Annotated in this window: 7 protein-coding genes; all 7 read left to right on the top strand. The window is 62.8% G+C overall.

The features are described from left to right. Positions 1-155 precede the first annotated feature (155 nt). The 7 genes from IC762_RS12980 to IC762_RS12950 all read left to right on the top strand — a co-directional run bounded on the left by IC762_RS12980 (position 156) and on the right by IC762_RS12950 (position 13,476). Complete coding sequence (locus IC762_RS12980; protein ID WP_195789169.1) at positions 156-1,247, top strand: glycosyltransferase family 4 protein; 1,092 nt, start codon at positions 156-158, stop codon at positions 1,245-1,247. Positions 1,248-1,610: 363 nt separating this feature from the next. Continuing rightward, positions 1,611-2,777, top strand: a complete 1,167-nt coding sequence (locus IC762_RS12975) for a glycosyltransferase (RefSeq protein ID WP_246801548.1) — start codon at positions 1,611-1,613, stop codon at positions 2,775-2,777. Positions 2,778-2,882: 105 nt separating this feature from the next. Further along, positions 2,883-4,235 (top strand): cellulase family glycosylhydrolase, encoded by a 1,353-nt coding sequence (locus IC762_RS12970; protein ID WP_246801547.1) that lies wholly within the window; start codon positions 2,883-2,885, stop codon positions 4,233-4,235. Between the two features lie 88 nt (positions 4,236-4,323). Then, positions 4,324-5,547 carry a glycosyltransferase family 4 protein gene (locus IC762_RS12965; protein ID WP_195789168.1) on the top strand — a complete coding sequence of 408 codons (1,224 nt, stop codon included), beginning with the start codon at positions 4,324-4,326 and terminating at the stop codon, positions 5,545-5,547. A 58-nt stretch (positions 5,548-5,605) separates the two neighbouring features. Continuing rightward, complete coding sequence (locus tag IC762_RS12960) at positions 5,606-6,997, top strand: hypothetical protein (RefSeq protein ID WP_195789167.1); 1,392 nt, start codon at positions 5,606-5,608, stop codon at positions 6,995-6,997. Between the two features lie 640 nt (positions 6,998-7,637). Beyond that, positions 7,638-12,053, top strand: a complete 4,416-nt coding sequence (locus IC762_RS12955) for an RHS repeat protein (protein ID WP_195789166.1) — start codon at positions 7,638-7,640, stop codon at positions 12,051-12,053. Positions 12,054-12,336: 283 nt separating this feature from the next. Next, entirely contained in the window at positions 12,337-13,476 is a 1,140-nt protein-coding gene (locus tag IC762_RS12950) for an acyltransferase family protein (protein ID WP_246801546.1), read from the top strand. Positions 13,477-13,478 lie beyond the last annotated feature (2 nt).

The following is a 13,478-nucleotide window of genomic DNA, read 5'->3' as shown; positions in this document are numbered from 1 at the left end:
GACAACAATTTGGTGAATCTGTGAATCGATTGAGTCCCGTTGATCAAATGTCGCGCAGAGGCTGCATATTGAAGATGCTTCGCGGGCACGATTGATGATTGATCGCACAGGTGCGATGTGCTTCTCAACGCACCGATCCCCGATGAGGCGATATCTTGAAGATTTTCATCAATGGCCGCTTTCTGTCGCAGAAGCTGACCGGCGTTCAGCGCTATGCCGCCGAAATCGTCAAGGCGATGGACGGCCTGCTGACGTCCGGTGACGCGTCCGCTTTGCTGCAGGGCGCAGAGTGGACTTTGCTCGCGCCGCTCGATGCGAGCGAGGAACTCGCGCTGAGCGCCATAAGGATTCGCAATGTCGGGCGGTTGAACGGTCACGCCTGGGATCAGCTCGATCTTCCGCGCGCCGCCGCGGGCGGCCGCCTGATCAGCCTCGCCAATTCCGGCCCTGTGCTGCATTCCGATCACCTTGTCGTCATCCACGACGCACAGGTGTTCCGGCGGCCGGATTTCTTCAGCCGGCGCTATCTGACCGTTCACCGCACACTCGATCGCCTGCTCGCCCGGCGCGCGACCATCGCCACGGTGTCCGACTTTTCGCGTCGCGAGCTCGCAGCCGTCTTGAACTTGTCTGTCGAAAGAATTCCGGTGTTCTCGAACAGCGCGGAACATTTTGCCGCAACGAAGCCGGATTTCGCGGTCCTCGATCGGCTCGGCCTCGCACCTAATCGTTATTTTCTTTCCGTCGGTTCCATGACCAAGAACAAGAACATTTCACTCGCGATCGAGGCCGCGCGACGGCTGGATCGCCCGGATGTTCCACTGGTCGTCGTCGGCGGCGGCAACAATAAAGTGTTCCAGGACAACACGGCTGTCGCCGATCCTGGTCTCATTCTCGCCGGTCGGTTGAGCGACAGCGAGATCGCTGCACTTTATGCGCGAGCGCTGGCCTTCGTGTTCCCCAGCCTTTACGAAGGATTCGGCGTGCCGCCGCTCGAAGCGATGCTGTTCGGATGTCCGGTCATCGCTTCGACCGCCGACGCGGTTCGCGAGACCTGCGGCGATGCCGCTGCCTATTTCGATGCCAGCAACGCCGACGAGTTGCGTCAGCGCATGCTCGAAAGATTGGCAGCCGGAACAATCACCGAGGACGAGCGCAGCAGGCAACGCGAGCGTATCGCGGCGTTTTCGTGGCGAAAGTCCGCGGAAGGTTTGTTGCAGTTCCTGTCGACACAGGGAGACCGCTAGAACGGCTCCAAAACGTCGCGCGCAGCAACAGATTCATGACATAGCGCGCGAAGCATACGTGGCCTGCTGTCCATTTCGGCCGCGGTCTCGATCGTCGAGAACAATCTCCAATTGAATTCGTCAAAATTGAACGGGATCGGCCGTTCTCCGTGAAGATTGGCCGCGATGTCGCGCAATCCTGCGCGCGAATTCATCACGACAAGCTTATTCGACAGTCAGCAAGATCGCCGACCGCTTCACGAACATGTCGTGATTGATGCGTCAGAAGATGATGGCCCAAGAACACCACATCGCGGCCACAATATTGCTGCGCATGGCAATGCACTTTAGTCGTACCGACGTCGACTTAGCGAAGGATCAACCGTGTCAGGTCTCACAGCACCATCGATCAAGATTCTGCATGTCGCTGAAACGATCCGAGGCGGCATCGCGAGTTACCTGAACGAGCTTCATCCTCAGCAGCGCGCGAGCTTCGGTGCCGGCAATGTCCACTATGTCGTGCCGTCCGATCACCGGCACGATCTTGCAGGCATCGAAGACGCCGAGATCACCACGTTCGACCGCTCCGGCCGCGGCGTCACGGGCCTGTTTCAGATGTTGCGCGCGACGTTGCAGGCAATCGACGCGATGCAGCCCGACATCGTCCACCTGCACTCCTCCTTTGCCGGGCTGGTGCTGCGCCCGGCGCTCGCCGCCAGGACCCGCAGACCACGCGTCATCTATTGCCCACATGGCTGGGCTTTCTCGCGCGAGACAAGCCGGTTGAGCCATGCGGCCACCAAGTCGATCGAAAACCTCTTGGCCCGCACCTCCGATCGAATCATCTGCATTTCCGGCGACGAGCATACCGAGGCGGTGCGCGCCGGCATTCCGTCCGACCGCCTGAGCCTGGTGCATAACGGCATCTCGCGGAGCCGCCCGTCGCCGCGGACGATCGCGGCGAGCTGGCCTTCGGCGAAGAAGAAAGTGCTGTTCATCGGCCGACTGGATCGACAAAAGGGCTACGACCTGCTGGTCGAGGCGGCGCGGTCGCTCGAGGACGTGCTCGATGTTCGCATCGTCGGGGCTGCCGTCGTCGGCAAGTTCGACGGATCGAACATCCCCGCCAATGTCACGCTGCTTGGCTGGCTCGATCGGCAGCAGATCGAGGCCCAGCTCGATGCGGCCGACATCGTCGTGATCCCGTCGCGATGGGAAGGCTTTGGCCTCGTCGCGCTGGAGGCGATGCGCGCGGCCAAACCCATCCTTGCGTTTCGCATCGGCGCGCTGCCGGAGATCGTCGAGGACGGCGTCACCGGCGTGCTTTGCCAGCCGGTCACCGCCACCCAGCTGGCCGACGGCTTCAAGCGATTGCTCGAGCAGGATCTCGGCGTGCTCGGGCGGCGCGGCTACGACCGTTTCAAGCAGCTCTATGACATCGAGAAGACGCATCGCAATCTGCGCCAGGTCTATCTCGATGTCCTGCAGGACGATCTCTCTCGTTCCAGAGAGCAGACCGAGCTGCAGTCCAATCTCTCCAACACGTTGTGATTTCGACGCACGAATAGATGCGGCGATCTGCGGGACGGACATCACGTCGACGCGGTGCCGGGTTTTGCAGCGCTGAACGAATCATACCCAAGCTAGCTGGCTGACATGGATAGGACTGGGAATATCTCTGGATCCCGGGCGTGGCGCGACGGCTGCCGGCTTGCCGCGGCCGCGCTCGCTGTCAGCCTCTGCGCACTGACCGCAAGCGCCGGCGCGCAACAGCCGCTGGACCAACGGCTTCTGCTCGGCGTCGGCACCCACCAGGGATTGGGCGGCCCGGTCAGCACGCGGGGGTATGAGCCGTCAGTCAACATCGACCAGATCAGGCAGCTCGGCCTGACCGCATTCCGCGACGATTTTCCATGGTCGGATTTCGAGTTGCCGGGCCGCAGGATGGGTTTCACGCCGCAGCTCAACCGGCTGCAACGCCAGATCGATGCGAGCGTCGCGCGCCCATTCCTGATCCTCGCCTTCGGTCATCATCTCGTTCCGAACTCGATGCCGCCGACCACCGACGAGGCGCGGCGGCGCTTTGCGGATTACGCGGCCGCCGCAGCACGCGCCGTGGCGCCGCAACGCCCGGTGTTCGAGCTCTGGAATGAATGGAATGGTGCGGCGAAGAAGGACCCTGTCGGCTTCTCCGCGGCAAATTATCTGGCGCTGGCGAAGGCGACGCAGCCGGCAGTGAAGCGCGCCGCGCCCGATGCGACCTTCGTCGTCGGTGCGATCGCCGACGATCCGGGCTGGGCCTGGACCCAGCAGATGCTGCAGACCGGAGTCCTGCAATATGCCGACGGCATCTCGGTCCATCTCTACAATTTCTGCATGGCGCCAAACCGGCGGACCTCGGCCGAAGTCATCGATCGGCTGCAGGCGTTTCGCCGGCTGGTGACGCAGGCGAGCGGCAAGGCGGACTTTCCGATCTACGTCACCGAGACCGGCTGGCCGACGACGTCGGCTAAATGCGGCGTCAGCGAGCAGGCGCAAGCCGACAACATGGCGCAGCTGATTCTGTGGGCATCGACCGCGTCATCCTGGCTCAAGGGCATCTCGCTCTACGAGCTCAAGGACAGCGGAAAGAATCCGGCAGAACTTGAAGACAATTTCGGCCTATTCCATTTCGACAACACGCCGAAGCCCGCTGCATGCGCGGTTCAAGACACCTGGGCCTTCATTCGCTCCAGCGTCAAGGCAGACCTCAAGAAATTGTCCAGTGACGTCGTTGCCATCCACGCCTCGGGCGCGGGCGGCGACAAGCTTGCGGTGTGGACCGAGGATCCCAGCCGACGCTACGAGGCGCGGCTGAAGGCCGACGTTCCAGATGCGACCTTTGCAACACCTTGCGATGCCTCCGCCAAGCCCGCCTCGGGCGCGTGGATGCCTGTTTCAAGCACGCCTCTTCTGATTACCGCGGTCGGCGGTGTCGTTCCCGACCTGGAATTGCGGCCAGCCCGGTAGCTGGTCGATGAGCTGACTTGTATCCAGAGTTCGGACCTTGGGGCCGCATCACGCAATCCTCAGGGCCGATTTTCGAGCGAGATTGACAATGAAGATCCTTTTGACGTCCTCCCTCTACCCGACCCCGAAGGCGCCAAAGCTGGTCGGCGGCGCCGAAATCTTCGCCCGTCGCTTCGCCGAAGACCTCAAGGAGCATGGCGACGAGGTCGAGGTGATCCGTGCTGCGTCCGAGCCCGAACAGGAGCTCGAGCAGTGCAACGGCATCGACATCTACTCCGCGCCGGTGCAGAACCTGTATCTTCCCTTCACCAAGCAGCGCAATGTGGCGTTGCGCAGCCTGTGGCATAGCGTCGAGGACTGGCAGATCTTCGCACCGGTCATCGCGGAACGAATCCGCACCTTCAAGCCGGACGTGCTGCATTCCAACAACCTGTCCGGACTGACGACCGCGATCTGGCGCGTTGCCGCGCAATTCGGCGTTCCCGTCATCCACACCATCCACGACTATTATCTGACCTGCCCGCGATGCTCGCGGTTCACCGACGGACGCGTCTGCGAGCACACCTGCCCGAGCTGCGAGCTCCTGACCTATCATCGCAGGCGCGCCACGCATTGGCTGAGCGCCGTCGTCGGCGTCAGCGAGCGGGTGCTGTCGATCCATACCGATCTCGGCCTGTTCGCCGATACGCCGATCCGCACCGTGATCCACAATGCCTCGACGGCGCCGCCGACCACGCCGCATCCGCGGCCGCTCTGCGCCGGCGAGGTGACGTTCGGCTTCATCGGCCGGCTGACCGAGGAGAAAGGCATCGAGAACCTGATGCGCGCGCTCGCCATGCTGCCGCGCGACCGTTTCCGCACCCTGATCGCGGGCCGTGTCAGCGAGGAGGAGCAGCAGCGCCTCAAGGAGCTTGCGGCCGATGCACGGGTCGAGTTCATGGGCTTCGTCGCGCCCGACGATTTCTACCGGGCGGTGGATGTCGTGGTTGCGCCGTCGATCTGGCATGATCCGGGACCGCTCGTCGTCGCCGACGCCAAGGCCGCCGGCCGGCCGCTGCTCGGAACACGATTCGGCGGCATGCCGGAAGCGATCGAGCATGGCGTCACCGGCTGGCTGACCGAACCCGATCCGGAATCGCTGGCCGAAAGCATCCGCGAGATCGCAGCCGATCCGCAAAAGATCGTGGAGATCAGCGAACGCCTGATCAATGCGAAGAATGTGTGGACGTTTGCCGACGTCGTGACCGAGTATCGCAAGCTGTACGAACGGTTGCGCGAGGTCAGGTCGACGATGGCGTTGCGCGCCGGCTGAGAGTTCTCAGCCCAGCGGGCCACCCCGGCATCCGCCGCGAAGCACCTTCAGAGCCGACATGATCCGCCTCCTCGCCATTGCCGGCTATGTCTACCAGAGCCTGCTCGCGATCGTCCTGATCTTCGCGATCAGTCATCTGCTGCCCGCCGCCGACTACACCAATTTCTCGCTCGCACTGGCCTCGAGCCAGTTGCTTTGCGTCCTGATGTTCGAGTGGCTGCAACTGGCCGGGCTGCGCTTCCTGGCCGCGGCCAAGGAGGACGAGGCCGCACGATTGCGCGCATCGCTGTTCGCCGCCGGCGGCCTGAGCGCGGTGGCGCTGGTTGCGGTCGGTAGCGGCGCATCCCTGGTCGGTGCGTTCGCGGAGGGGGTCATCGTGGTCGGGCTTGCGGTCGCGGTGCTGCAGGGGGTCACCGACCTTTATTTCATGGCGATCCGCCTGTCGGGTGGGCTCGGCATGGCGTCGTTCCTGCTGGCGCTGCGGGCGAGCGCCGTGCTGGGCGGAGCGGTCACCGGCGCGCTGGTCGAAGGCACGGCGCAGGCGACGCTGCTCGGCGTCGCCGCAGGCCATGCGACCGGCCTTGTTGTCGGCTTGATCGCGCATCGCACGCCACTGCAACGCGTGTCGTTCCGAACCTTGCTGGCACACTGGGCCGAGTTCTGCCGCTACGGCATGCTCGCGGCCGGCGCTTCCGTGGTGCATCTGTCGGTCCCGGTGATGCTGCGCTACATCGTGATCCACAGGCTCGGCGCGACCGGTGCCGGCGCCGGCTTCTCGATCGCGCTCGATTTGTTGCAGCGGCCGTTCTGGGTGCTCAACGCGGCGATCCACACCGTCAGCTATCCGGATGTGGTGCGCGACTTCGAGCATGGCGGCGAACTCAAGGCGCGACAGACCACCGGACGGATGTTCGACTTCATGATCTGCGTCACCATCGTGCTGCTCGGCGGGTTGATCGGCTTCATTCCCGACGCGGCCCGCATCCTGTTGCCGCAGGCGAGCCAGGACGGCTTCATCGCCACGGCGCCGATGGTGGCGGTGTTCTATTTCCTGCACACCCATTTGCAGGCCACGGCCGCCGTCGTTCCGCATCTGGAAAAGCTCGCGACCCGGCTGGTCGTCGTGGCAGTGGGGCAACTGGCGAGCGTCGTGGCGAGCGCGGCCATTGCAACCAGCCTCGGCCTATCGCCAGCCGGCTCGGTCGGCTGCGCGGCGGCCGCAACCGCCTGCACGCTGCTGCTCGCGCTCGGCCCGACGCTGCGTTTCCACGCCCTGCTGCGCGTGCGGCTGGCGATCGAGGCGATCGTGGCCGGCATCCTGATCGCGTCGCTCGCGATTCCGCCTTCGCTGCCACCGGCCTGGCTTGCGGCCAAGATCGCCCTCGCCGCCGTCGCGACCGCTATCGTGGCCTGGCGCGGCGATTTCCTGATGCTGGCCCGCCGCGACTGAAGGCGATGCCCGCGATCGAACATGGCGCTGATCCCGTCCCGTCCGGGCGCGCGCGACCTTCCGGCCCGGCGAGCGATCGTGGCGCGGCGCTTCCAGTTCCGTCTACGGAACTGGAAGCCTTAAAAATCCGTTCAATCAGTGATTGTACCTTGTCGCATTGCGCGTTTGAGCCATCGACGGCGGCGCCGATTCTTTCGAGCGCAGCGTCTTCGGCAAAAAATTATTTCCATCGCCCGATGAGCCGTCGGCCTATCCGTAGAATTGCGGATGCGTCACACGTGACGAAGATCGGATGGAAGAAGATTCGCGCAGGCAACGCGCGTGCATCACTCGCATGTCGTGAACTTTCGCTACGAGTCTCGCAAGCGTAGTCGTTGCACGCGCGAATCTGTAAGCAAGCTGCGCATAATTTCGGCAATCGCAGTCTTCGGGGCGTGAGTTCGCAAAAACGCCTTTCTCACGCCATCGTGCCTAGCCATGAAGACGTACATCGCGCGCTGGCGACGTTGGAGGAGTTCCGCAACGGAACTGCGACATCCGATCTTGGCTGCTTCGATTTTTATCTGAAATTCATACCCAACGTAGACGCTTCACCACTAAGCCAGCGGACAATTCCGTTCGCCTCCAACTCGGGTATGCAATGTCGACCTCAACCGACCAGACGGTCCTCTCCGCCAGCGGCTTCATCAACTCCATCGGCGTCAACACGCATGCGGGATTCGGGTGGGGCGCGTACAACGATCTCGCGATGATGACCGACGATCTGAAATATCTCGGCGTCACGCATCTGCGCGATGCGATGGCCACCAGTCCGGCCGCACAACCGGTGGTCGATGGCCTGGCCGCCGCCGGCTACAGCTTCGACTTCATCGTCTCCTCGGCGCTGCCGTCGTCGGGCAGCGCCGGCTTGCAGAACTATCTGGCGTCGCTGGACAAGTTCCTTGCCGCGCATCCCGACAGCATCTCCGCCATCGAAGGCCTGAACGAGGCCAATCACCAGCCGTTCTCCTACAACGGCAGCTCGAGCCTCAGCGCCGCCGCGGCATTCCAGACCGCGCTCTACGACGCCGTGAAGGCCGACGGCAATCTGTCCGACATTGCCGTCTACAATCTCACGCTCGCCTACAACGATCCGCAGGGCTACAGCCAGCTCGGCAACATGTCGGGCTCGACCGACTACACCAACGCCCACGCCTATGTCTCTACCGGCACCAATCCGGAAAGCTCGCTCGCCGCGACACTGAGCGCGGTCGAGTCGGCGGCGCCCGGCAAGCCGGTGGTCATCACCGAGACGGGCTACACGACGCAAGCCAACACGAGCTATGTCGGCGTCGATCAGACGGTGCAGGCGAAGTCCATCCTCAACACCCTGGTCGATGCCTACAAGGCCGGCGTCTCCTCGACCTATCTTTACGAGCTGTTCGATCGCAACTCGTCCACCAGCGACACCAATCCCGAGGACAAGTACGGCCTGTTCAATTCCGACGGGACGCCGAAACTGGCGGCGACCGCGATCCACAACCTGACCACCATCCTCGCCGACGACGGCACCGGCGGCCATCAGCCCACCGCCGCGCTGGACTATTCGCTGAGCAACATGCCGTCGACCGGCGAGAGCATGGTGCTCGGCAAGAGCAACGGCGCCTACGACCTCGTCGTGTGGGCCGAGCCGCAACTCTGGAACGATGCGACCGATACCGAAATCTCCAATTCGACGCAGACCGTTACCGTCAACCTCGGCAGCGTGCACCACTCGGTGAAGGTCTACGATACGCTGACTGGAACCACGGCGATCGCGACCTATACCGATGTCAGCACCATCACCATTCCGGTCACCGATCACCCTGTGATCATCGAGATCGACGCGCCCGACACCACGCCGGTCACGCCACCCAACCCGACCACGGTCAGCGGCACCGCCGCCGAGATCGTGCCGCAGCTTTCGGAGCTCAACGACGCGACCGCGCTGCAGTCGATCACGCTGACCGACACCCATGTGCTGCCGGTCGCCTCACAGTCGACGATGAACTACATTATCTCGCACTACGGCAAGGCGCTGGCGGCGATCCAGGGCGGCTATTCCTTCTCCGTGACCAATTCGGCCTCGAACTGGACCAGCACGCTCAGCTACGACCAGACCGGTAAGCTGGTGTCGACGTCGAACACCGGCCTGACCAGCAGCGGCCAGCCGACGACGACCAATGTCAGCTATGTCGACGGCTCCTCGGACGCGATCGGCTATTCGAACGGCGTGAAGACCTCCTTCATCCACGTCGCGACCGACGGTACCCGGACCACCGACTATTATGATGCGACCGGCACCGTCACCCGGGAAGTCGTGCAGAAGTCGAACGGCTACTACTCGACCACGCTCTACAGCAACGGCGCGAAAACCCAGGCTTACGTCAAGAATGCCGACGGCAGCCAGGACAACACGACCTACAACATCACCGGGCAGAGCTACACGACGCAGGTCCAGCACGTCGATACGAACGGCAAGGTCACCTCGGTGACCCGCACCCATGCCGACGGCTCGCTCGACTCTACGCAGGTCTACAACAGCGACGGCAGCAGCGTCATCACCACCTACAACGCCGCGGGCGTCAAGCTGGTCGAGACCGACTATCACGCCGACAAGAGCAAGGACGTCTACACCTCCAACATCACCGGCCAGAGCTACACGACCGAGCACGACATCTACGATTCGACCGGATTCCTGACCACGATCGCCCGTCGGCACGCCGACGGCAGCCTCGCCTTCAAGATGGTGCAGACCACGGGCGGCACCAAGACCACGGACTGGTATGACGCCAAGGGCACGCTGACCAGCGAAGTGGTGCAGATGGCCAACGGCTACAACTCGACCACCGTGTACACCGGCGGCGTCGAGACCGCGGCCTACATCCACAATGCCGACGGCAGCCAAGATAACTACGCCTACAACGTCACCGGCCAGAGCTACACGACGCTGCACCAGCACGTCGACGCCTCCGGCAAGGTGACCGCAGTGACCCGCCGGCACGCCGACGGCTCGCTCGACTACACCCAGGTCATCAATCCGGACGGCAGCAGCGTGGTGACCAACTACAACGCGACCGGCGTCGAGATGGCGGAGACCGATTATCACGCCGACGGCTCGAAGGACGTCTACACCTACAACATCACCGGGCAGAGCTACACCAGCGAGCACGATGTCTACGATACGACCGGCTTCCTGACCACGCTGGCGCGCCGGCACGCCGACGGCAGCCTCGCCTTCAAGCTGGTGCAGACCACCAGCGGCACCAAGACCACCGACTGGTACGACGCGACCGGCAACCTCACCAGCGAAGTGGTGCAGATGGCCAACGGCTACAACTCGACGACCGTGTACACCAACGGCGTCAAGACGGCGGCCTATATCCACAACGCCGACGGCAGCCAGGACAACTATTCCTACAACATCACCGGCCAGAGCTACACCACGCAGCACCAGCATCTCGACGCGTCGGGCAAGGTGACGGCGGTGACCCGCACCCACGCCGACGGCACGCTCGACTACACCCAGGTCATCAATACGGATGGCAGCAGCGTGGTCGCCAACTACAATGCGACCGGCGTCAAGATGTCGGAGACCGACTACCACGCCAACGGCTCAAAGGATGTCTATACCTACAACATCACCGGCCAGGCCTATACCAGCGAGCACGACACTTACGACGCCACCGGCTTCCTCACCGCACTGGTGCGCAGTCATGCCGACGGCAGCCTAGCCTTCAGCCTGCAGCAATCGACCGACGGTACCAAGACCACCGACTGGTACGACGTCACGGGTCACCTCACCAGCGAGACGGTGCAGAAGTCCAACGGCTACAGCTCGACCACGCTCTACACCAACGGCGCGGTGATGAGCGTCTTCGTCACCAATGCCGACCAGACCCAGGACAATTATTCCTACAACATCACCGGTCAGACCTACACCAGCCAGCACCAGCATCTCGACGCGTCGGGCAAGGTGACCGAAGTGGACCGCCACCACGCCGACGGCACGGCTGATTACCTGCAGGTCATCAATCCCGACGGCAGCAGCATCGTCGATAACTACAACGCGGCTGGGGTGAAGGTGACTGAGACCGACTATCACGCCGACGGCTCGCACGACGTCTTCCTCTCCAACATCACGGGGCAAAACTACACCAGCGAGCACGACAGCTACGACACGACGGGCTTCCTCACCAGCATCGTGCGGACTCACGACGACGGCAGCCTCGCCTTCCAGCTGCTGCAGACGACCGACGGCACCAAGACCACCGACGCTTACGACGCCAGCGGCGTCATCACCAGCGAAGTCGTGACGAAGGCGAACGGCTACGATTCAACGACCACGTACACCGGCGGCGTGGCCACCGCGGCCTTCATCCACAATGCCGACGGCAGCCAGGACAACTACTCCTACAACATCAAGGGCCAGAGCTACACCACGCAGCACCAGCATCTGAATGCGTCCGGAACCCTCACGGAAATCGATCGGACCCACGCCGACGGGACGCTCGACTACCAGCAGGTCATCAACAGCGACGGCAGCAAGGTCACCGACCTCTACGACGCGAGCGGCACCAAGACCCAGGAGGTCGACAACAATGCAGACGGCTCGCGGGACGTCTTCCTGTTCAATTTCAACGGCCAGGAGGGCGTCACCCAGCACGAGAACTACAATGCCTCGAGCCAACTGCAGTTCTTCGACGACTTCAACACCGATGGCGTCCATAACGTGACCGCGGTCGCCAGCGGCGTCACGCTGGAGGGCGGCAACGGCAACGACAGCTTCTCGACGGCGCCGGGATCGATCAGCGTGCTGTTCGATCACGGCCATGACCAGGTGCTCAACTTCCACGCCGGCGATGCCACCAACCACGACACGATCGAGATCTCCAAGGCCCTGGTGACGGACTATAGCCATCTGCAGATCACGCAGTCCGGCACCGACGCCATGGTCACGATCTCGGCCAACGACTCGATCCTGTTGAAGAACATCAATGTCGCCAGCCTGACCAGCCACGATTTCCACTTCGTCTGAACACGGCGGATTGTTGGCGAGAGTGAATCAACATTGCGGATGACCGGGAACGATGCTGGGCGTCGTCCCGATCATCCGATCAATTATTGGGCGACTGCCTCACCGAGAGGCGCATGCGGCGCAATTAGCATTCTTTATTTCGTGGGATTTGACGTAGCAGCGTCATGCAGATGGCGCCGGCATCTCACCATCATTTGCAGGGCGCACCCTGCCGCCTACGCGCACTTGTGTCACAATCGCTGTCTAAGACATTCTCTCCCCAAGACCGTCTGCAAGAAACGCGATGCCCGATATGGAAGTCAGTGAGCCAAAGCGATTCGTCGTTCTCGATTTCTACCGCTTCGTCGCCGCGCTCGGCGTCTTCATCTTCCACCTCAAGAACGTCGACCAGGGCATCTCGCCGGCGTGGAACGGCTCCTTTGGCCTGTTCGTCGACATGTTCTTCATCCTGTCGGGCTTCGTGATCTCCTATTCCTATCCGGCATCGACAGGCGTTCGCTCCTATGTGCGGTTTCTGGTCCGACGGATCGCGCGGATCTATCCGCTCCATGTCCTGACGCTATTGGTCTTCGCCGGGCTCACCCTGATCGGAATCACCGGCCCGGCGGGACACGAGAGTTTCGCCGACTTCCTCTACAATCTGTTCCTGGTGCAGGCTTGGGGCGTCACCGATCATCTGAGCTTCAACTCGCCGGCCTGGTCGATCAGCGCCGAGCTGTTCTGCTATCTGCTATTCCCGCTCCTGATGTGGCTGGCGACTTCGGTCCGTCCGGTCGTGCTCGCGATCATCGTGGCGGCGAGCTACGGCATCCTCGCTCACGGCTTCCTGCCGATCTGGGCGGAGCGCTCGCAGATGTACGGCGCGAACTTCGACTATGGCATGCTGCGCGCGCTGCCGAGCTTCCTGAACGGCATCCTGCTCGCGATCTTGTTCAAGCTGTCCGGTCCCTACCGCAAGAAGCCCGTTGCGATCCTGGGCATCGCCGTATTCGGCCTCGCGGTGCTGATCCTCAACATATTCGCCAAGCCTGACCTTGCAATCATCCTGTTCTCGCTTGCGATCCTCTTCACCGCGATCGGCGAAAGCGCATTCAAGAACTTTCCAGGGGCGGCCTGGCTCGGCCGTCTCGGCAACACCTCGTACGCGATCTACATGCTACACGAATTGCTGCTGCTGCTCCTGTTCAAGCCGGCCTGGAGCTATCTTGGCCTGCAGCCGGGCTCGTTTGCGCTGTTCGCGCTGGCCTGCTGCATTGTGCTGACCATCGCAGCCGACCTCACCTACACCTATGTCGAGAATCCCACGCGCAAGCTGATCAACCGTCTGGCTCCCGCGGTCGCCAAGCCCGCTGGCGAGGCGCGCCCCAGCGGCAGCGAGGTGCTCGACCTCGCCGAGCGCGGACAACCAGCCAGCGTAGGTTAGCA

Origin of the sequence: Bradyrhizobium genosp. L, assembly GCF_015624485.1 — a bacterium.
Lineage (GTDB): Bacteria > Pseudomonadota > Alphaproteobacteria > Rhizobiales > Xanthobacteraceae > Bradyrhizobium.
Note: the sequence above shows the minus strand (reverse complement) of the source record. Positions and strands in the feature narration are given on the sequence as shown.

What these genes read in the sequence shown, in the direction of transcription:
- IC762_RS12970 (WP_246801547.1), top strand. Translation starts at nt 2,883, where the DNA reads ATGGATAGGACTGGGAATATCTCTGGATCCCGGGCGTGGCGCGACGGC.
- IC762_RS12965 (WP_195789168.1), top strand. Translation starts at nt 4,324, where the DNA reads ATGAAGATCCTTTTGACGTCCTCCCTCTACCCGACCCCGAAGGCGCCA.
- IC762_RS12960 (WP_195789167.1), top strand. Translation starts at nt 5,606, where the DNA reads ATGATCCGCCTCCTCGCCATTGCCGGCTATGTCTACCAGAGCCTGCTC.
- IC762_RS12955 (WP_195789166.1), top strand. Translation starts at nt 7,638, where the DNA reads ATGTCGACCTCAACCGACCAGACGGTCCTCTCCGCCAGCGGCTTCATC.
- IC762_RS12950 (WP_246801546.1), top strand. Translation starts at nt 12,337, where the DNA reads ATGCCCGATATGGAAGTCAGTGAGCCAAAGCGATTCGTCGTTCTCGAT.